The following is a 20,179-nucleotide window of genomic DNA, read 5'->3' as shown; positions in this document are numbered from 1 at the left end:
GTTTTGGAGCCATGCCATGGAAAGCAGCACCCTCCCCCAGCCTGAAATCTCCGTTCGCCTGCCCGAAACCGCGATGCTGATCGGCGCCGAACGCGTCTCGGCGCAAAGCGGGCGCTCGATTCCCGTCGAGGACCCGGCCACCGGCCAGATTTTCGCCCATGTGCCCGCCGGCGGAGCAACCGAAGTGGATCAGGCCGTCCGGGCCGCGAGGCGCGCATTTGAAGGCGCAGCATGGTCGCGGATGCGCCCGCTGGACCGGGCCAGGATCATCGAAACCATCGCCCGCAAGATCGAGGAAAATGCGCAGGAACTGGCGCTGCTGGAAAGCTATGACAATGGCAAGGCGGTGCATCATGCCTTGGCCGTGGATGTTCCGGCGGCGGTCGATATTTTCCGCTATATGGCCGGATGGGCCTCCAAGATCGACGGGCAGGTCAATTCCTTCTCGGGCGACGGGCGACAATATCACTCCTATTCCCTGCGCGAACCGATTGGAGTGGTGGGTCAGATCGTGCCGTGGAATTACCCTCTTGCCATGGCGGCTTGGAAAGTAGCCACGGCCCTGGCCGCAGGTTGCACCATCGTGCTCAAGCCGTCGGAGGTAACCCCGCTTACGGCACTGCGTCTGGCCGAACTGGCGCTCGAAGCGGGGCTGCCCGAAGGCGTGCTCAACGTCGTGACTGGCTATGGGCATGAGGCCGGACAGGCGCTGGTCGAACATCCCGGCGTGGACAAGATCGCCTTTACCGGATCAACCCGCGTGGGCAAACAGATCGTCCAGACCGCCGCGCGCGACCTCAAGCGCGTGACGCTCGAACTGGGTGGCAAATCGCCCTCGCTGATCTTTGCCGATGCTGATCTCGACAAGGCCGCCATAGGGGCCGCGCTGGCGATATTTTTCAACTCGGGGCAAGTATGTCTGGCCGCCTCGCGCCTGTATGTCGAACGATCGGTCTTTGACCGCGTGCTGGAAGGCGTGGCCAATGCGGCACGCAGCTTCAAATTGGGCCATGGGCGAGACCCCGACACGATGCTCGGCCCTCTTGTCTCGCGCCAGCAGCAGCAGCGCGTGCTGGATTATATCGAACAAGGCCGCCAAAGCGGGGCCGAATTGGTAACAGGCGGCGGCACCGGGTCGGATCGCGGCTATTTCGTCGAACCCACCATTTTCGCCAATCCCGATCCGCAGGCCTCCATCGTGCGCGAGGAAATCTTCGGCCCTGTTCTGGTCGCAACACCTTTCGACGATCCCGAGGAAGTCGTGCGGGCCGCCAATGACACTCGCTATGGTCTGGCCGCCAATATCTGGACCCGTGATGTGTCGCGCGCGCATCTGACGGCGCGAAAGCTTCAGGCGGGCACGGTCTGGATCAACACCCATGGCGTGAATGACCCTTCGGCCCCCTTTGGCGGGGTCAAGGAATCGGGCTGGGGTCGTGAGGTGGGTGAGGAAGGTGTGCTCGCCTATACCGAGACCAAGACCGTGACGGCTTTGCTGGGAGATTGATGGGAAGCGCCCCGCTTTTCCTCTTTTTGCCTCCGGCGGGCAAAGGGCGGGGGCCCTTTGCAATCCCGTTATGGGGGTGGTGGGAGGTTGGCTGGGTGGTTTGTGGTTCGGGGGTTGAAGGCCTGCGGCGCGGTAAGCTCAGGTTTTTTTGCGCCGCAGGCCTTCAAATTGCTGAGGCTGCGTCCGGGCCACCTTGGCAGAGGTCGGGCACCACGCAGACATTAATGGGAGCGCGAGGGCCAACCGATTTGTCTGGACAAATCGGCATTTTAAACGCGTCCCTCGCATCTACCCCTTCTTCTTCACATATTGGGATAATTGGGCCCACCGCCGCCTTCGGGCGCGACCCATGTGATGTTCCCGGTGGGGTCTTTGATGTCGCAGGTCTTGCAGTGGACGCAGTTCTGGGCGTTGATCTGGAGGCGTTTGGCATCGCCCTCGCCGCCCGGAATATCGACGAACTCATAGACCCCGGCCGGGCAGTAACGCGCCTCGGGCCCTGCATAGCGCGGCAGGTTGATGCGCGTGGGCACCGAGGGGTCGGCCAGTTTCAGGTGGCAGGGCTGATCCTCCGCATGGTTGGTGAAGGAGAAGGACACGCTGGTCAGCCGGTCAAAGCTGATCACGCCATCCGGCTTGGGATAGGCGATGGGCTGATACAGGTCCGCCCGGCCCGTCGCCTCGGCATCGGTGTGATGCGCCATCGCGCCAAACGGGTTGATGCGCAGATACCGCGCCCACATATCCGCGCCCGCCAGCACCGTGCCCAGCGCACCGCCGAACTTCGCCACCAAAGGCTGCGCGTTCTGCACCAGCTTGAGTTCATCCGCGATCCAGCTCTCGCGCAAGGCCGCCTCGTAGCCATCAAGCTGCGCGCCTTCCTGCCCCGCCGCAATCGCCGCCACAATCGCCTCGGCGGCCAGCATGCCGCTCTTCATCGCCGTATGGCTGCCCTTGATGCGCGGCACATTGACAAAGCCCGCGCTGCACCCGGCCAGCACCCCGCCGGGGAAGGCCAGATGCGGCACCGATTGCCAACCGCCCTCGTTGATCACCCGCGCGCCATAGCTGACCCGTTTGCCCCCTTCGAGGATGGCCCGGATCGCCGGATGCTGCTTCCAGCGCTGAAATTCCTCATACGGGCTGACATGCGGGTTCTTGTAATCGAGCGCCGTCACAAAACCCAGCGCGACCTGTCCGCTCGCCTGATGGTAGAGGAAGCCGCCGCCCCAGCTCTCGCTCTCACTGAGCGGCCAGCCCTGCGTGTGCAGCACGCGGCCCGGCACATGCTTGGCCGGATCGATGTCCCACAATTCCTTGATGCCCAGGCCGTAAACCTGCGGCTGACAATCGCGCTCCAGAGCGTACTTGGCCTTGACCCTTTTGGTCAGATGCCCGCGCGCGCCCTCGGCCAGGATCGTGTATTGCGCCGTCAGGTTCATGCCGGGCTGGTAATCCGGCTTCGGATTGCCCTCATGGTCGACGCCCATGTCGCCGGTCTGCACGCCGATGATGCGGTCGCCGTCATAGAGCAATTCCGCCGCCGGGAAGCCGGGGAAGATCTCCACCCCCAGCTCCTCGGCCTTGCCCCCCAGCCAGCGGCACAGATTGCCGAGGCTGACGGTGTAATTGCCATCATTGCTCATAAACGGCGGCATCAGCGCATGGGGCACCGCATAATGCCCGCCCTTGGTGAGAACCCAGTGCCAGTTGTCCGTCACCGGCGTTTCCGCCAAAGGGCAGCCATCGGTCCGCCAATCGGGCAGCAGCTCATCCATCGCGCGCGGATCGACCACCGCGCCCGAGAGAATATGCGCCCCCACTTCCGAGCCCTTCTCCAGCACGCAGACGCTCAGATCGGCATTGAGCTGCTTGATGCGGATGGCGGCGGCAAGCCCCGCAGGCCCCCCGCCGACCACCACCACGTCATAGGGCATCGTGTCGCGCTGGATGTCGTCCATGGCTTACAGCTTCCCCGTCAGCTCGGGCACGGCGGTAAACAGATCCGCGACCAGCCCGATATCGGCCACCTGGAAGATCGGCGCGTCCTCGTCCTTGTTGATGGCGATGATGGTCTTGCTGTCCTTCATGCCCGCAAGGTGCTGGATCGCCCCGGAAATGCCCACGGCAATGTAAACCTGCGGCGCGACGATCTTGCCGGTCTGGCCCACCTGATAGTCATTGGGCACATAGCCCGCGTCCACGGCGGCGCGGCTCGCGCCCACCGCCGCGCCCAGCTTGTCGGCCAGCGGCAGGATCGTGGCGGCAAAGGTCTCGGCATCCTTCAGGGCCCGCCCGCCCGAGACGATCACCTTGGCGCTGGTCAGTTCGGGGCGTTCCGACTTGGCGATTTCCGCGCCGACAAAGCTGGAAATTCCCGCGTCCCCGGTGGTGGCGACGGCCTCGATGGTCGCGCTGCCGCCGGTGGCTTCGACCTTGGCAAAGGCGGTGCCGCGCGCGGTGATCACCAGCCTGGCATCCGAGCTCTCGACCGTGGCGATTGCATTGCCCGCATAGATCGGGCGGGTGAAACTCTTGGGGCCCTCGACGCTCAGAATATCCGAGATCTGCGCCACATCGAGCAAAGCCGCCACGCGCGGGGCGATGTTCTTGCCCGTGGTCGTTGCGGGCGCGACAAAGGCGTCATAGCCCTCCATCAGACCCACCACCAGCGGCGCAACATTCTCCGCCAGCCCATGCGCATAGGCCGCATCATCGCCCACCAGCACCTTGACCACGCCCGCGATTCCCGCCGCCGCCTCGGCCACAGCGCCAACGCCGGAACCGGCCACCAGCACATGCACCTCGCCCAGTTGCGAGGCCGCCGTCACCGCCGAGAGCGTCGCATCCTTGAGCGCCGCATTGTCATGCTCGGCCCACACCAAAACAGCCATGTTACAATTCCTTTTCTTGGTTTCGCCCTCGCCTTCGCTCAGGCGACGCCCAATTCTTTAAGCTTGCCCAGCAGCGCATCGACATCGGCGACCTTCACGCCTGCGCTGCGCACCGCCGGTTCGGAAACCTTCAGCACCTTCAGGCGCGGCGTGATGTCCACACCGTAATCGGCCGGGCTCTTCGTCTCGAGCTTCTTCGACTTGGCCTTCATGATGTTGGGCAGCGAAGCATAGCGCGGTTCATTGAGCCGCAGGTCGGTCGTCACAATCGCGGGCAGCGTGAGCTTGACCGTCTCCAGCCCGCCATCGACCTCGCGCGTCACCAGCACGGCATCGCCCTCGACCTCGACCTTACTGGCAAACGTCCCCTGCGGCCGCCCCGTCAAGGCAGCCAGCATCTGCCCCACCTGATTGCTGTCATCGTCAATCGCCTGCTTGCCCAGCACCACCAGTTGCGGGGCCTCCTCGGCCATGATCGCGGCCAAAATCTTCGCCACCGCCAACGGCTCGACGGTCTCTTCCGTGCTCACCAGAATCGCCCGGTCCGCCCCCATGGCGAGGGCCGAACGCAGCGTCTCCTGAGCCTTCGCCGGACCAACCGACACCACCACAACCTCGGTGGCCACGCCCCGCTCCTTCAAGCGAACCGCCTCCTCCACCGCGATCTCGTCAAACGGGTTCATGCTCATCTTCACATTGCTCAGGTCAACACCCGAACCATCCGCCTTCACACGAGGCTTCACGTTGTAATCAAGCACGCGCTTGATCGGTACGAATATCTTCATATGCAGCATCCTTGTTTAATGGTCGTACCATTATGACATTGAGCATCTCTGTCAAGGCGCTACGGTCTGGCCATTGCTCCTTTTTGCGCAGACGTTATACCGGCAGGCGTTTCCTTACAGAGTATATCGCCATGCCACTTGCGCCCGCCGCCCGCCCTAATTTCGCCCCCATCAAGACCCAGCGCACCTTTGAAGTGATCTGCGAACAGATCAGGGCACGACTGGCCAATGGGTCATTGAAAACGGGTGATAAATTGCCCGCTGAACGTGAACTGGCGTTGGAGTTTCAGGTGAGCCGCAGCGCGCTGCGCGAGGCGTTGCGCAGCCTGGAAATGGCCGGGATCATCCGCAACACCAAGGGCGTGAAGGGCGGCTCCTTCATTCAGGCGGCCGAACCGGACCGCATCATTCAGGCGATGCAGGACTATGTGCATCTGGGCAATGTCTCGCTTGAGGAACTGACCGAAGCGCGTCTTGCCACGCTGGATATCATCGTGCGCCTCGCCTGCGAAAGAGCGACCGAGGCGGATCTGGCTGAATTGGAGGCGATTGCCGAGCGCACCAAGCAGGAAAGCAGCGTTGAGGCGCGCTATGAATGCGCCGCGCAATGGTATGAAGTGCTGGCTCGGGCCACAAAGAACCGGATTTACGGCATTTTCGTCAATTCGCTTTCCTCGATCCTGCATGAGTTCGTCCAAGGCCCCGATTATCAAACCTTGCAGGAAACACTGATTGATTCCCGGATGCGCCTGATCCGCCACTTGCGCAAACGCGATGCCGAGGCCGCCGCGCTGGAAATGCGCAAGCATCTCGAACGCATCCATCGCCATGTTCGCAAAAATATGAAGGCGCGCGCAGCCGCAGGCTAAGCGTCTTTTCGCCCCATCAATTATCGCCGCATATGATGCGCGATTGACCCGCCTGCGCCCTCATGCAATAGGTAGGACCATTATACTATTTGAGGGAGAGCTCATGTCCAACCCCTATCCCGGCCCCGCCCGCGACGCGCTTGCGGGCGTTCGCGTGCTGGATTTCACCAGCGTCATGGCCGGTCCCTTTGCCTCGCGCATGCTGGCTGATCTGGGCGCGCAGGTGGTCAAGATCGAATCGCTTGAAGGCGATCAGGTACGCGCCCGCCCCCCCCAGCGCGATGGCCGCAGCGCCTATTTCGGGCACCTCAACGCAGGCAAGCAATCGCTGGCCTGCAATCTCAAGGCTCCCGCCATCCGCGATCTGATCCAGCAGATGGTGCCCGGTTTCGATATCGTGATCGAAAATTTCCGCCCCGGTGTTATGGAGCGCTTCGGGCTGGATTTTGCCACATTGTCGGCCATCAATCCCCGCCTGATCTATTGCTCGATATCCGGTTATGGCCAACACGGACCCAAGGCGCACCATCCCGCCTATGCCCCGGTCATCCATGCGGCCAGCGGGTTTGATATAGTGAATCTCAACTATCAGGACGATGCGCAGCGTCCCGCGACAAGCGGCGTTTTCATTGCCGATGTGCTGGGCGGCACCCATGCCTTTGGCGCGATACAGGCCGCGCTCTATCAGCGCGAAAAGACCGGTGTGGGCCAGAATATCGACGTTTCGATGCTGGAGGCCATGGTGGGCATGCTGGTTTATGAGACTCAGGCCGCGCAATTTCCCGGCGACGCGCGCCGCCCGCTCTACACCCCGCTGCGCACGCTGGATGGTTTCATCATGGTCGCGCCCACCAGCCCGCGCAATTTCGAGCAGCTGACGCAGGCCGTGGGCCATCCCGAATGGCAGCAGGACCCGCGCTTCCTCACCAACGCAGACCGTAATGCCAATTGGGCCAAGCTGCTCTCCCTGGTCGAGGAATGGACCTGCCTACAGACCGGAGCGCAGGCCGAGGCCATTCTGGCGAGCCATGGCGTGCCTTGCGCGCTCTATCGCGGGGTAGAGGAAGTGCTGGACGATCCGCAACTGGCAGCAAGAGGCGCCTTTACCCGGATCGACGATGGGGCGGGGCCTTACCTCGTCACCAATCCGCCATTTCGCATGAGCAATTCGCGCTGTCATGCCCGCAATCATGTCTCGGCGCTGGGCGCGGATGGGGAAGCGATCCTGACGGCGGAACTGGGCTTGTCAGAAGGCGATCTGGCCGCCTTGCGCGCGGCGGGCGATCTGATCTGATCATTGTGGCGGGGCGCATCACGCACCCCGCCACTTGCCGGTCAACGCAGCAATTCGCGCGCAATCGTGTTGCGCTGGATTTCCGAGGAACCTTCATAGATCCGCGTGATGCGGATGTCGCGATAGAGCCGCTCGATGGCAAAGCCCTTGCAATAGCCCGAGCCGCCAAAGATCTGGAGCGCGGTATCCACAGTGCGGCTGCCCGCCTCGGTGGCGAACAATTTGGCCATTGAGGCCAGTTCGCGCTTCTTCTCACCCTGATCATAGCGCCATGCCGCATCCAGCAGCAGCAGGCGCGCTGCCCGCATGTCGGTGGCCATGTTGGCGATATAATGACGGATCGCCTGAAAATCGGAAATCACGCCGCCAAACGCAGGGCGAACCTTGGCTTCGGCCATCGCCAGCTCCAGCGCGTATTCGCCCATTCCCACAGCGGTGGCGGCTACATTCATCCGCCCTTCGTTCAACCCTTCGAGCGCATAATGGAAGCCGCGCCCCTCCTCGCCAATCACCGCATCGGCGGGCAATTGGCAATCGTCAAAGGCCAGTTCATAGACGCCGGGCGAAGCAGTTCCCATCAATTCGATCGTGCCGGTCACCGCGAAACCGGGCGTGTCCTTGGGCATCAGAAAGGCGGTGATGCCGCCGCGCGGCCCTTTGGACTTATCAGTATAGGCATAGACGATCACGTAATTGGCGTTCTTGCCGTTCGAGATATAGGTCTTGCTGCCATTGATCCGCCAGCCATCGGCGTTACGCACAGCGGTCGTGCGCATCGAACCGGGGTCGGAGCCGGAATTGGGCTCGGTCAGGGCAAAGGCGATGCCGATCTCGCCGGTGGCCATGCCGGGCAACAGGCGGGCTTTCTGCTCCTCGCTGCCATGCTGGATAATGTTCTTGGCGCCCGGCCCCATCAGCGGGCGCAATTCGGTCCAGAACTGGGGGGGCAAACGCGCCAGCTCGATCTGCACCACTGCTTGCGCCAGCGCGCCCAGTCCAAGGCCGCCATGTTCCTCAGGCAGCGCCATGCCGAAATAGCCGTTTTCGACCAGCGTCTTGCGCACGATCGGATCGACCTTGCCGGTTTCGTGAAAAGCGCGTTCATGGACCAGCAGACCATTGACGATCTGGCGCGTAACATCACGAAATTCAGCGATTTCCTCGGGCAATTCAAAGTCCATCTGCATCCTCCTTGTGGAAAGGGTTTGGGCACATCGGCGCCAAATCACAAATGGTCGTACCATTTAATAAAAGGTCAGTCCATTTGAATTTCACGATTGGCGCGCGGCCATCCTTCCCCTACAATCGCCCTCATGGCAGCCGATCCTTTCGACCTGAACCTGCGGCATTTGCGCGCCCTGCTCTACATTGCCGAAAAGGGCAGCATCACCGCCGCCGCCGACAGCGTCAGCCTCTCGCAACCCGCGCTCACCCAAGGGCTAGCCAAGCTGGAGCGTCAATTCGGCTATACGATGTTCGAGCGCCGATCAGGCGGCATGGTGCCAACGCCCATGGGCGCCATTGTGATCGAACGCACCCGCGCCGCGCTCGATCATCTTTCCCATGCCACCAAGGGCCTTTCGGCGGTTTTCCAATATCCCGAACGGCTGATGACGATGACCCAGCTTCGAGCCTTTCTTGCACTGGTCGAGGCGGGCGGTTTTGCCGCCGCGGCGCAAAGCAGCGGCATGTCGCAAACGGCGGTCCACCGCGCCGTGGGCGATCTGGAGCATATGATCGGCGGCCAATTGGTCGAGCGGCGCGGACGGGCGGTCTGGCTCAATCCATCGGGCAAACGCCTTGCACGCGGGGCGCGTCTGGCAGTGGCGGAGATCATCGCGGCGGTGGCCGATCTGGGCTTTGACAGCGGGGGCGAGCAGATTGCTTTTGGCGCGCTTCCGCTCTCACGCCCCTATCTGGTGCCCACGGCCATGGCGCGCATGGCCAACAGTCATCCCCATGCCGCCTTCAAGGTGCTGGAAGGAAGCTGGCGCGAACTGGTTGAACCACTGCGCGATGGCGAGATCGACATGATCGTGGGCGCGCTGCGCCCCTTTGAGATCGCCGATCTTTATCAAATGCCGCTTTATGAGGACCGGCTGGTGATCGCGGCAGGCAGCCGGCACCCGCTGGCCGGGGTGGCCGAACCGACGCTGGAGCAACTGGGTTCCTATCGCTGGATCGTGCCGCCCGCCAATTCGCCGCTGCGCGAACAATGGCAACGCCTGTTCGATGGCGCGCCCCTGCCCCCTACACCGGTCGAATGCGGATCGGTGATGATTATCGGCCGCCTGTTGACCGAGGGCGATTTTCTCACCCTGCTCTCGCCCGATCAGGTCGCGCTGCAAATCCGCAGCGGGCTGCTTACACAGATCGGCGCGCCGCTCGAACACAGCCGCCGCGTGATGGGCATCACCACGCGGCGCAGTTGGCGTCCGACCGCCACCCAGCATCACTTTCTCGAATGCCTTGAACAGGTGGCCACCGTCATGCGCTCAAGCACGGCCCAGCCCGAGCAACGCGGCACGGGCTGGGTATAATCGCGCTTCAGTCCAGATTGATCCACACAGCTTTGGTTTCCAGATAATCCTCAATGTGATGCGGCCCGGATTCGCGGCCAAACCCGCTCAGCTTGTAACCGCCGAAAGGCACGCCCGGATCGAGCATCTGATAGCAATTGACCCAGACCGACCCGGCCTGAATGCCCCGCGCCATGCGATGCGCGGTAGACAGGTCGCGCGTCCACACCCCGCTGCCCAGACCAAAGGGCGTGGCATTGGCGCGGGCCAGCACTTCGTCAATCGTATCAAAGGCAAAGGCGCATAGGACCGGGCCGAACACTTCCTCACGCGCGATGGTCATATCGTCGGCCACGCCGGTAAAGATTGTGGGTTCAACAAAGAACCCCTTGTCCAGACCATCGCCGCCCATGCGCGCCCCGCCCACCAGCGTGCGGGCGCCCTCCTGCCCTGCCCCTTCGATAAAGCTCAGGATACGCTCCATCTGAGGCGCGGACACCACTGGCCCGATCTGCGTTTCCGGGTCCAGCGGATCGCCCACGCGAATGGTCCGAGTGTAATCGGCCAGTCGGGCCATGAATTCATCATGGATCGAACGCTGGACAAACAGGCGCGTACCCGCGCTGCAAATCTGCCCCGCATTGGCAAAAACGGCCATGGCGGCGGCAGGCACCGCCTTGTCCAGATCAGCGTCGGCAAAGACAATATTGGGCGATTTTCCGCCTAGTTCCACGCTCACCCGCTTCATGGTCGAGGCGGCGGCATGCAGGATTTTTTCGCCCACGCCGGTCGATCCGGTAAAGGCAATCTTGTCGATGCCGGGATGCGAGGACAGCGCCGCCCCCGCATCGCCAAGCCCGGTCAACACATTGATGACGCCTTCGGGCACCCCGGCCTCAAGGCACAATTCACCAAAGCGCAGCGCCGAGAGCGGGGTCTGTTCAGCCGGTTTCATCACCATGGTGCAACCGCTGGCCAACACCGGCGCCGCCTTCCACACCGACATGCCGATGGGGCCGTTCCACGGGTTGATGGCCGCCACCACGCCGATCGGTTCTTTGAGCGTATGCGAGAGCACATCGCCCGGCGCCGAATTGGGCAAAGTGTCGCCCGCGATCAAGGTTGCCTGCCCCGCGTAATAGCGCAGCAGCGCGCCCGCACGCCCCTTGCCCAAAATCGTGCGCGACACCGGCGCGCCCAGATCGAGCGTGTCGAGCATCGCCAGTTCCTCAAAATGCTCCTCGACCAAATCGGCCAGACGCAGCATGATGCGCTGGCGCTCGGCCGGCTTCATCCGACGCCATGGGCCTTCAAAGGCGGCGCGGGCCGCCTTTACGGCGCGATCAACATCCTCCGCTCCGCCCTGCGCCACGCGGGCCAGCAGATCGCCGGTGGCCGGATTGCGCGTTTCAAATCGCTGGCCCGACAGGGCAGGCACGCGCGCGCCGCCGATCAGCATGTCCTGCTCGATCCGGTCGAGCATGGCGGGAGGCTTGCGCATCAGGGTCATTTCCATGGGGAATCTCTCCAAATCTGTCCGGCGGCCTCAGGCCGCGATGTTCGAACTTGCGGCGTCTTCCAGAATGAAAGCGGCGGCGCGCTGGGCAATCATCATCGTGGGGGCGCTGGTGTTGCCGCTGATGATTTCGGGCATTACCGATGCATCAACCACGCGCAGACCCGACACGCCCCGCACGCGCAGCCGCCCATCGACGACCGCCATCGGATCGCTGTCCGGCCCCATCTTGCAGGTGCCGGTGGGGTGATAGGCGGTGTTGACGATCTGGCGCAGGGCCTGGTCGATCTGTGCGTCGCTCTGCACATGGGCGCCCGGCTCGATCTCTGCCCCGGTCATCGGCGCCAGAGCCGGCTGGGCAAAAATGCGGCGCGCCTCGCGGAAACCGGCGATCAACGTGCGCATGTCATAGGGATCGGCAAAGAAATTGGGGTCAATGACCGCCTTGTCCTCCGCCCGGTTGCTGGCAAGACGCACCGATCCCTGACTTTTCGGGCGGAGCAACTGGACCAGCGCCATATAGCCATGCTCGGAAGGAATGACGCGCGCATTGGCCTTCAGCCCAACCAGAAAGGTGATCTGAATATCGGGCCGCCCGCTGCCGTCGGTGCACAGGAAACCGCCGCATTCGGCCACATTGCTGGCCAACATGCCCTCGCGCCGCAGCAGATAGCGCAAAGGACTGAGCAAAGCGCGGCCATAAGTGCGCGGCGAAAGCGCATAGGATTCCGCGCTGGGGTTTTCCATCGACAGGTGGACCGTGGGATGATCCTGCAAATGCGCGCCCACACCGGGCAGATCGCACAGCACATCGATGCCCTTGTCGCGCAGATGCGCCGCAGGGCCGATCCCCGAAAGCATCAGCAATTGCGGCGAATTGATCGCCCCGCCGCACAGGACCACCTCGCGCCGGGCGGAAAGCACGCGCCTTTGTCCGGCCTGCTCGATCTCCACGCCATAGGCGCGGCCCCGGTCAATCAGGATACGCCGCGCCAGAGTGTCGGACAGCACGGTCAGATTGCGCCGACCCAGCACCGGATGCAGAAAGGCCCGCGCGCTCGACAGGCGGGTGCCGCGCCGCTGGTTGAGGTCATAGGGGCCGAAACCGGTCTGCTTCTCGCCCGCGAAATCCTCGTTGCGGGCGTGGCCCGCCTGCCCCGCCGCCGCGATGATCGCATGGGTAATGGGGTTGAGCGAGGCGGGACGCTGAACATCGAGTTCGCCGCCCTTGCCATGCCATGGTTTATCTGCCCCGGCGTAATTTTCCACCGCCATGAACGCGGGAAGGACATCCTGATACGACCAGCCTTCGTTGCCCGCACGCTCCCAGCCGTCATAATCCTCGCGCTGGCCCCTGATATAGACGCCGCCGTTGATCGCGCTGCAACCGCCCAGCAATTTGCCGCGGGGAAAGCCGATGCTGCGCCCGCCGATCGCCTCATTGCCCGACAGGCTGTGCTTCCAGTTATAGCGTTCATGCGGGATCAGGAAGATATTGCCCACCGGCATGATCGTTTTGATATTGACCGGCCACTGGCGGTCGGACGGCCCCGCCTCGATCAACGCGACCCGGTTGGCTGGATCGGCCGACAGGCGATTGGCCAGCAGACTGCCCGCCGATCCCGAACCGATGACGATATAATCGAATGTGTCGCTCACCCTTGAAGATCCTCGGTTCTGCCCCGGCCCAGCGGGGGGATATGGCCGCGAACGGCCAGAAAACTTGCCATATTGACCACCATCAGCGCGCCCAGCGTGGCGAAAAAGCCTGACCAGCCCACCACCAGCCACGATCCGGCAAAGGCGCTGGCCAGCGCGCCGATGCGCCCGGCCGCCCCCATCAGCCCCATGCCTCGCGCCCGTAGTGGCAAAGGAAAGGCATGCGCGCCCAGCGCGAACATGGCCGATTGCGCCGCGCTGGCCGTCAGGCCCAGCAGGGCCAGCCCGACCATCACGCCCGCCCCATGTCCGGCCAACAGCGTTGGCAGAGAGGCCAGCAAGGCGCAGACCAAAGCCCCAAGTCCAGCCATAAGCGGCAGCGTCAGCCGCGACCCCACCCGCATGATCGCCAGAGCCGCCAGCATCGCCCCCAGCGTGCCGCCCATGTTGAACCATGTCAGACCCAGACTGGTTTCCCGCAACGAGAAGCCCTGCGCCGAGAGCAGCATGGGTGCCCAGTTGAACATCAGATAGATCAGAAACATGCCCGAGAGCATCGCGGCGGAAAGCCCCATCGTGCTGCGCGCCAGATCGCCCTTCATCAATTCTCCCATTGGGGGGAGGGCCACAACGGCACGGGGCGGCGCAGCAGCGGAGGCTTCCCCCAGCCGCCGCAGCAGCCGGGCCAGTTCATCCCGCCGGGTTGCATCACGCGCCATAAAGCCCGGCGATTCCGGCAGACAGCGCAGCAGGATCAGGGCAACCACCATGGTCAGCGCCCCGCTGGCCCAAAACAGCCAGCGCCAGCCCAGCAAGGGCAGGAGCGTTGCTGCCATGCCGCCGCCCAGAATGCCGCCGATCGACACGCAGACCACGCCGAATGTAACCGCCAGACTGCGCCAGCGGGCCGTGGTGAATTCGGCGATCATCGCCGCCGCCGTGCCGGGCACACCGCCCAGCCCGACCCCGGCCACAGCCTTGAGCAGCGCCAGATGCCAGACCGCCCCGGCATAGCCGGTCGCCAGCGTCGCCGCGCCGAACAGCGCCACCCCCAGCAACAGTGCCACGCGGCGCCCATACTGATCGCCGATCTGGCCCGCCAGCAATGTGCCCAAAGCCATGCCCACGAAACCCAGCGCAAAAATGCCGCCCAGAACGCTGCGTTTCAGCCCCCATTCATGCAGCAGAGCCGGAGCGGCCAGACCGAGCATCTGATTGTCCAGCCCGTCCAGCACGACCGTCAGGGCAATCAGCATCACCACGCCCAGCCGATAAAGCCGGACCCCACGCGCCGGACGGCAGGGCATTTCTGTTGCACCAAGGGCCAAGATCTTCTCCTCGCACGGTGCGGCGATTGTTTCGCCGCTTATCCGTCAAACCTGCACGGCCCCGCCTTCAGGCGAAGCAAGGCCGCGCCTCTCTCAGATGTCCAGCACCAGCCGGGACGATTTCGAACCCGAACAGCAGACCATGATCGAACGGTTCGCGGCCTTGTCGGCATCGGTCAGGAAATGGTCGCGGTGGTCGGGCAGGCCTTCAAGCACCTTCACCTCGCAAGTGCCGCAAACGCCCTCACCGCAGGCAAAGCCAATGTCGATCCCCGCCGTCAGCAGCGCGTCGAGCATCGTCTCGCCTTCCTCCACGGCAATGGTCTTGCCGCTGCGGGCCAGTTCGAGCGTATAGCCGCCTTCGGTGGCCACCACGGTTTCGGCGCTGAAATATTCGATATGGACATGGCCCTGCGGCCGGTCGCTGTTGATTGCCACAAAGGCGTCGAGCATCCCGGTAGGGCCGCAGCAATAGAGATGGGCATCGACCGGGGCGTTCGCGCTGATCGCCTGCAAATCCAGCCTTTGTCCGCCCGGCACCCCGTCAAAGACGACGGTGACGCCATCATATTCGGCAACATGGTCGACATAGGCCGCGCGGCTGGGCGTAGCGGCAACATAATGCAGTTCCCAACTGCGCCCCAGCCGATTGAGCCGCGCGATCATCGGCAGCATCGGCGTAATGCCGATGCCCCCGGCGATCAGCACCGTATGAACGGCATCCTCGACCAGCGGGAAATTGTTCTTCGGCTCGGAAATCTCGACAATATCGCCCGCGCGCCAGCGTTCATGGATGTGGCGCGATCCGCCCCGGCTTTCCGGCGAGAGATGCACCCCGATTTCGTAATGCGTGCGGTTCGCCGGATCATTGGCCAGCGAATAGCTGCGCGTCAGCCCCGGCGCCAGTTGCACATCAATATGCGCCCCCGGATCGAAAGAAGGCATCAGCCCGCCGCCGACCGGCTCCAGAATAAAGGACAAAATGCCTTCGGCCTCCCAACGGATGGCCCGAATACGTGCCTGCATCACACTCTCCCTTTGGCGCGATGCCTATCGTGACAGGTTAGGACCGTCATGGATCGGCGGCCTTTCCTTGCCAGTATGCGTGTCGTCACCTGATTACCCGTTTGTTGGGCAGGCCGGCGTATGGATCGCGCCGGCCTGCGATGGCTTATTCCGCCGCTTCGGTCCTTTCGGGCCAGCGCACCGCCTTGGTCAAGGCGACCTCATAGGCCTGCTGCAGAGTATCCTGCGGATTGTGCAGGAAGGATCCGGCACGGGCGCGATAAAAGACCGAGGGATCCTCCACCCCCGGCGGCACGGTGCCCTTGGTGGCCAGCGCGCGGGCGGCCAGCAGTACGCGGCGGCGCACGCGGGCGATCATCTGGTCGGTGGGGGCCAGATTTTCAAAGCTGTGATCGGTGATCGGCCCCATGCTTTCGGTCACGGCCTGATCCTGCATGGTGATGTTGGGGATGCCGGTGAACTGGGTGCCGTTGCGCTGGCTGTCGCGGTCGATGGCCCAGTCATTGGCCTCACTGTCGGTCGAGCGCCAGCGGCCGTACCAGTCGGTGGTGTTGGGGGCATAGCTGATCTTGTCGAACAGCGGCGTGCCGTCCTTCAGCGTCGAGGTATAGGCCGGATTGCCCGCATCCACTCCGCAGGTGATATCAAACAGCATCGAATGCTCATCATCCATCGGCACCCATGCGCGGGCGATGGCGCGGGTGGCAAAACGGTTGTTGGGGGTCTGGGTCCAGAAGGGGAACATGTAATGGGCCACGCGCCACGACATCTGCCCATCGTCATTGGGGCGATAGCCGCCATACATCACGCCCCAGTCGGCCTGCGCCACCTCATATTCGGGCGCGCGGTTCAGCACGGTCGGGCGCATCGGGTGATCCTCGTCCAGATCGTCCGCGCTGATCGAGCCGACATGCAGAAAACCGACATGGCTGGTGTCAATGTCGCCTTCCAGCGCCTGAAGCCAGTTGCAGTCGCGCTGCAGGCACCAGATCTCGGCATCGGGGTGCATCGTCGCCTCGATTTCGGGCAGGGGTGGCGGGCTGGCCTGATTTTCGCCCATATAGACCCAGATCAGCCCGTTGGCTTCATGGGTCTTGTACGCCTTGGCATGGACCTTTTCCTTGAAATCCATCCGTGCGGGCACCGAGGGCATATCGACGCATTTGCCGTCCACATCGAATTTCCAGCCGTGATAGACGCAGCGGATGCCGTTTTCCTCATTGCGGCCGATGAACAGCGAGGCGCAGCGGTGCGGACAGCGGTGATCCATGATCCCCACCCGGCCCGAACTGTCGCGAAAGGCGATCAGTTTTTCGCACAGGATCATCAGACGCACCGGGTCGCCATCGGCCGTCACCTCGGAGGAAAGGCAGGCGGGCATCCAGTATTGGCGCATGAACGCGCCCATCACCGTGCCCGGTCCCACCCGCGTCAGATCGATACTGTCATTGGACTGCATTGTCAGGCTCTTCCTCTGTTGGTGGCGGTCGGGCCTTGCGCATCCCTTCTGTGGAGCGGCGGCCTGCCCTGCCGTGAACTTGTGTCGCCCTTGTTAGATGCACAGGCTTGGACGCCCCAATCGGAATAAGGTCTTACCATTCAAAAAACGGGACGATCCACTTGCGACCATTCACGCTTTGCTGCTTTTGTGGGTGACGAGGCGGTCTTGAAGCCGCCCGATATATGGGGAGAACCATTCGGATGCTGTACAAATCCGGTTATATATCAGCCACTTTTGCGCTTTGCGCGGCATCATTGCCGGCATTGGCCATGGCCCAGCAAGCAACACCCCCGGCCACCGCGCCGGCCAGCGAGGATATCATTGTCACGGCCCAGCGCCGCGAAACCACCGTGCGCGAAGTACCCTTTTCGATGGCGGCCTTTGGCGGCGAGCAACTGCGCACCCAGCAGGTGTTCAGCCCCGCCGCCCTCGTGCAACAGATCCCCGGCATCACCATCAACACGGCCGACAAATCGCTTTCCATCGTGGCGATCCGCGGCAATGTTTCCACCTTCCGCACCGCCACGCTGGATACGCCCGTCGCCTATTTCATGGATGACGTCTATTATGTGTTCAACAATGACCTGAACGCCAATTTCTATGACATCCAACGCGTCGAAGTGCTGCGCGGGCCGCAAGGTACGCTGTTCGGGCGCAATGTGGTAGGCGGGGCGATCTCGGTCGTCACCAACAATCCGGTGATGAAGGACGACTATTTCGGCGAGGTGACCGCCGGCAATGGCGGCTATCTGCGTACCGAAGGGATGCTCAACACCACACTGGTCGATGACAAGCTGGCCGCGCGCATTTCTTTCAGCACCGAACATTCCGACGGGCTGATCAACACCCCCAACCAGAGCGGCCATTATGGCCAAACCGATGGCTATGCGATGCGCGGCAAATTGCTGTTCAAGCCCAGTGACCGGCTCAAGATCATTCTGGCGGGCGATTATTCCTATACCAGCGGCAATGGCGGCGCGATCCAGCTGGGCATCGGCGGCAATCAGACGATCCCGGCCACTTTCGGCAATTTCACCGATGCCCGCTGGACCAACAATGATTACGCCCGTTCGCCCTATACCCAGCGCCTGCGCGGCGGCTATCTGCGCGGCGATCTCGACCTGCTGGGCGGCACGCTGACGGCGATCACCGGCTATCGCATGAATGACAGCCATGCGATCAACGATGACGTGCCCACCGGCACCGTGACCCCGGTGTTCGACCGCCGTCAGGACGTGCGCAATCGCAGCTTTACCCAGGAATTGCGCTTTGCCTCGGCGCCCAACCGGCTGTCCTATGTGGTGGGTGCCTATTTCCTGTCGGCCGATGTTTCGACCACGAACACGTTCAATTACAGCCCCCTGCCCGGTTCGGCCACAGGCGGCGCGATTCGCCCCAATCCGGGCATCACCAATATTGTGCGCGTGCAAAACGGCGATGTCCGCTCAATCGCGGTGTTTGGCGAGGCGACCTTTAAGGTCACCGAAAAGCTGGCCTTGGTGGCGGGCGGGCGCTTTACCAGTGACCGTAAGAACATCACCTATCACGCCTACAGCAACAGCGACCCCGGCGCGATTGCCGCCTTCGGCTTCCCCGGTGAGGTCAATGCGGCGGGCGGCAAGACATGGGACGCCTTCACCCCGCGCTTTACCGTGAAATATGAGCCGGTGCGCAAGGTGAACCTGTACGCCACGTTTGCGCGCGGGTTCAAATCGGGCGGTTTCGTCGACAATGCCTATCGCAACCCCACCATCCCGCTGGAACCGGAAAAGGCGCGCAATATCGAAATCGGGGCCAAGACCCGGCTGATCGACAACAAGCTGGATTTCAACGTCTCGATTTTTGACCAGAAGACCAACAATCTCCAGAACTTCTCGGGCGCGGGGGGCATTGCCCATACCTATAACGGCACGTTGCAGATGCGCGGGCTGGAAATGGAAAGCGTGTTTCGCCCCACCCCCGCCTTGCGGTTCAGCGCGAATTACACCCATCTGGCGGGGCGATATACCTCGCTGCGCGATCCGCTGGTCAATGTCGATTATTCGGGCAATCCGGCCAAATTCGCGCCGCGTGATGCCTTTACCATCGGCGCCAGCTATGCCTTGGCTCTGCCCAGCGGCGCCACGCTGACCCCGCAGGCCGATTTCAGCTATTCGGCCCGCATTTCCACCGATGACGCCAACACGCTGCGCCTCTATCCCAACCTCTATGACAAAACCGAGGGCAAGACGCTCAACGCCCGCCTGACCTTTGAAGCACCCAGCAAGCGTTGGCAGATCAATGCCTGGGTCAAGAATCTGACCAACAACTACCAGATCGTCAATGCCGATGACATCACCTCCTTCTTGGCGGTGCCGGGTCGGGGCGCAACCTATTGGAAGATCTTTACCAATCAGCCGCGCACATTTGGCCTGACCTTCTCGCTGCACCCCTGATCGCCTGAACACCGGGAGGGGCGCGCGCCCCTCCCGCCAGTATGAAAGCTTCCCCATGTCCGACACATTCACCCTGCCCGCCAATGGCAGCTTTTCCTTTGAAGGGCGCAGCGCCCTTGTGACCGGAGGCGGCCGGGGCGTGGGCGAGGCCATCGCCCGCGAGATCCATGCAGGCGGCGGTAAAGTGGCCGTCAGCGATGTCGATCCAGTTACCGCGCAGGCGGTGGCCGATTCGCTCGACCCCACCGGGGCCACCGCGATGGCGATCACACTGGATGTGCGCGCCAAGGATGATTTCATCGCCGCGCGCGACCGGATGGCGGCCGCATGGGGCCGGGTGGATATTGTCGTCAACAATGCCGGCTATGCCAAACGCACCCCGACGCAGGACATCACCCCCGAAGAATTCGACGAAATCGTCCAGATCAACATGCGCAGCGTATTCCTGAGCTGTCAGATCTTTTCCCGGCACATGCGCGAACACGGCTATGGCCGCATCGTCAACATCACCTCGCTGGCCGGGCAGAACGGCGGTACGGTCGCCTCGCCTCATTATGCCGCGTCCAAGGCGGGCGCCATCATGCTGACCAAATATTTCGCGCGCGAACTGGCCGGGACCGGCGTGACCGTCAACGCCATTGCCCCCGGCCCCATCGACACCGCCAAGGGGCGGTTGAGCGAGGAGCAGATCGCCCGCGTCGAGGGCGAAGTGCCGATTGGCCGTTTCATGCAGGTGGGCGAAATCGCGGCGGCGGCGGCCCTGTTGGCCTCGGACCGGGGCGGTTTTTTCGTGGGCGCCACGCTGGATATGAACGGCGGGCTTTACCTGCGCTGACCCATTCATCA

The 20,179-nt window shown here is 63.0% G+C and carries 15 protein-coding genes; 6 read left to right on the top strand and 9 right to left on the bottom strand.

What is annotated here, in order from left to right; genetic code table 11:
- Positions 1-73 precede the first annotated feature (73 nt).
- Positions 74-1,507, top strand: coding sequence for an aldehyde dehydrogenase family protein (locus PQ467_RS18155; RefSeq protein ID WP_443193035.1), 1,434 nt, complete (start codon positions 74-76; stop codon positions 1,505-1,507).
- A 302-nt stretch (positions 1,508-1,809) separates the two neighbouring features.
- Here the strand turns inward: PQ467_RS18155 and PQ467_RS18150 are convergent, their stop codons facing one another.
- Genes PQ467_RS18150 through PQ467_RS18140 form a run of 3 tightly spaced genes read right to left on the bottom strand, consistent with a single transcriptional unit; the run spans position 1,810 to position 5,186 of the window.
- Entirely contained in the window at positions 1,810-3,468 is a 1,659-nt protein-coding gene (locus PQ467_RS18150; protein WP_274176938.1) for an electron transfer flavoprotein-ubiquinone oxidoreductase, read from the bottom strand.
- 3 nt (positions 3,469-3,471) lie between these two features.
- A complete protein-coding gene (locus PQ467_RS18145) occupies positions 3,472-4,401 on the bottom strand; it encodes an electron transfer flavoprotein subunit alpha/FixB family protein (RefSeq protein ID WP_274174371.1) in 930 nt (309 codons plus the stop codon).
- 38 nt (positions 4,402-4,439) lie between these two features.
- Positions 4,440-5,186, bottom strand: coding sequence for an electron transfer flavoprotein subunit beta/FixA family protein (locus PQ467_RS18140; RefSeq protein WP_274176937.1), 747 nt, complete (start codon positions 5,184-5,186; stop codon positions 4,440-4,442).
- A 131-nt stretch (positions 5,187-5,317) separates the two neighbouring features.
- On the opposite strand from PQ467_RS18140, the gene PQ467_RS18135 reads away from it, so the two are divergent.
- On the top strand, positions 5,318-6,055 hold the full coding sequence (locus tag PQ467_RS18135; RefSeq protein WP_274176936.1) for a FadR/GntR family transcriptional regulator: 738 nt from the start codon (positions 5,318-5,320) through the stop codon (positions 6,053-6,055).
- Positions 6,056-6,158: 103 nt separating this feature from the next.
- Positions 6,159-7,349: a CaiB/BaiF CoA transferase family protein gene (locus PQ467_RS18130; protein ID WP_274176935.1), complete on the top strand. Its 1,191-nt coding sequence runs from the start codon at positions 6,159-6,161 to the stop codon at positions 7,347-7,349.
- Between the two features lie 41 nt (positions 7,350-7,390).
- Here PQ467_RS18130 and PQ467_RS18125 read toward each other — a convergent pair whose 3' ends face one another.
- Complete coding sequence (locus PQ467_RS18125) at positions 7,391-8,530, bottom strand: acyl-CoA dehydrogenase family protein (RefSeq protein ID WP_274176934.1); 1,140 nt, start codon at positions 8,528-8,530, stop codon at positions 7,391-7,393.
- A 132-nt stretch (positions 8,531-8,662) separates the two neighbouring features.
- Between PQ467_RS18125 and PQ467_RS18120 the strand changes: the two genes are divergently transcribed.
- Entirely contained in the window at positions 8,663-9,889 is a 1,227-nt protein-coding gene (locus PQ467_RS18120; protein WP_274176933.1) for a LysR family transcriptional regulator, read from the top strand.
- Positions 9,890-9,896: 7 nt separating this feature from the next.
- On the opposite strand, the gene PQ467_RS18115 is transcribed toward PQ467_RS18120, so the two are convergent.
- The 5 genes from PQ467_RS18115 to PQ467_RS18095 all read right to left on the bottom strand — a co-directional run bounded on the left by PQ467_RS18115 (position 9,897) and on the right by PQ467_RS18095 (position 16,856).
- Positions 9,897-11,369 carry an aldehyde dehydrogenase family protein gene (locus PQ467_RS18115; protein ID WP_443193027.1) on the bottom strand — a complete coding sequence of 491 codons (1,473 nt, stop codon included), beginning with the start codon at positions 11,367-11,369 and terminating at the stop codon, positions 9,897-9,899.
- A 45-nt stretch (positions 11,370-11,414) separates the two neighbouring features.
- Positions 11,415-13,043 (bottom strand): GMC family oxidoreductase, encoded by a 1,629-nt coding sequence (locus PQ467_RS18110; protein WP_274176932.1) that lies wholly within the window; start codon positions 13,041-13,043, stop codon positions 11,415-11,417.
- Complete coding sequence (locus PQ467_RS18105; RefSeq protein ID WP_274176931.1) at positions 13,040-14,371, bottom strand: MFS transporter; 1,332 nt, start codon at positions 14,369-14,371, stop codon at positions 13,040-13,042. Before PQ467_RS18105 ends, PQ467_RS18110 begins: the two co-directional genes overlap by 4 nt.
- A 93-nt stretch (positions 14,372-14,464) precedes the next feature.
- Positions 14,465-15,397, bottom strand: a complete 933-nt coding sequence (locus PQ467_RS18100; RefSeq protein ID WP_274176930.1) for a PDR/VanB family oxidoreductase — start codon at positions 15,395-15,397, stop codon at positions 14,465-14,467.
- A 145-nt stretch (positions 15,398-15,542) separates the two neighbouring features.
- A complete protein-coding gene (locus PQ467_RS18095) occupies positions 15,543-16,856 on the bottom strand; it encodes a Rieske 2Fe-2S domain-containing protein (RefSeq protein ID WP_274176929.1) in 1,314 nt (437 codons plus the stop codon).
- Between the two features lie 311 nt (positions 16,857-17,167).
- Here PQ467_RS18095 and PQ467_RS18090 point away from each other — a divergent pair, with 311 nt between their 5' ends.
- Both PQ467_RS18090 and PQ467_RS18085 read left to right on the top strand, forming a co-directional pair.
- Entirely contained in the window at positions 17,168-19,333 is a 2,166-nt protein-coding gene (locus PQ467_RS18090; protein WP_274176928.1) for a TonB-dependent receptor, read from the top strand.
- A 55-nt stretch (positions 19,334-19,388) separates the two neighbouring features.
- The gene (locus PQ467_RS18085) at positions 19,389-20,168 is read left to right on the top strand and encodes an SDR family NAD(P)-dependent oxidoreductase (protein ID WP_274176927.1); all 780 of its coding nucleotides are present in this window, start codon (positions 19,389-19,391) and stop codon (positions 20,166-20,168) included.
- Positions 20,169-20,179: the final 11 nt, after the last annotated feature.

This window comes from Novosphingobium sp. KACC 22771 (assembly GCF_028736195.1).
Lineage (GTDB): Bacteria > Pseudomonadota > Alphaproteobacteria > Sphingomonadales > Sphingomonadaceae > Novosphingobium.
This window is presented reverse-complemented; position numbering and strand designations above follow the sequence as displayed.

Excerpts from the sequence above, each read along its gene's own strand:
- PQ467_RS18155 (WP_443193035.1), top strand. The coding sequence starts at position 74 with ATGCTGATCGGCGCCGAACGCGTCTCGGCGCAAAGCGGGCGCTCGATT.
- PQ467_RS18150 (WP_274176938.1), bottom strand. The coding sequence starts at position 3,468 with ATGGACGACATCCAGCGCGACACGATGCCCTATGACGTGGTGGTGGTC.
- PQ467_RS18145 (WP_274174371.1), bottom strand. The coding sequence starts at position 4,401 with ATGGCTGTTTTGGTGTGGGCCGAGCATGACAATGCGGCGCTCAAGGAT.
- PQ467_RS18140 (WP_274176937.1), bottom strand. The coding sequence starts at position 5,186 with ATGAAGATATTCGTACCGATCAAGCGCGTGCTTGATTACAACGTGAAG.
- PQ467_RS18135 (WP_274176936.1), top strand. The coding sequence starts at position 5,318 with ATGCCACTTGCGCCCGCCGCCCGCCCTAATTTCGCCCCCATCAAGACC.
- PQ467_RS18130 (WP_274176935.1), top strand. The coding sequence starts at position 6,159 with ATGTCCAACCCCTATCCCGGCCCCGCCCGCGACGCGCTTGCGGGCGTT.
- PQ467_RS18125 (WP_274176934.1), bottom strand. The coding sequence starts at position 8,530 with ATGGACTTTGAATTGCCCGAGGAAATCGCTGAATTTCGTGATGTTACG.
- PQ467_RS18120 (WP_274176933.1), top strand. The coding sequence starts at position 8,663 with ATGGCAGCCGATCCTTTCGACCTGAACCTGCGGCATTTGCGCGCCCTG.
- PQ467_RS18115 (WP_443193027.1), bottom strand. The coding sequence starts at position 11,369 with ATGCGCAAGCCTCCCGCCATGCTCGACCGGATCGAGCAGGACATGCTG.
- PQ467_RS18100 (WP_274176930.1), bottom strand. The coding sequence starts at position 15,397 with ATGCAGGCACGTATTCGGGCCATCCGTTGGGAGGCCGAAGGCATTTTG.
- PQ467_RS18095 (WP_274176929.1), bottom strand. The coding sequence starts at position 16,856 with ATGCAGTCCAATGACAGTATCGATCTGACGCGGGTGGGACCGGGCACG.
- PQ467_RS18090 (WP_274176928.1), top strand. The coding sequence starts at position 17,168 with ATGGCCCAGCAAGCAACACCCCCGGCCACCGCGCCGGCCAGCGAGGAT.
- PQ467_RS18085 (WP_274176927.1), top strand. The coding sequence starts at position 19,389 with ATGTCCGACACATTCACCCTGCCCGCCAATGGCAGCTTTTCCTTTGAA.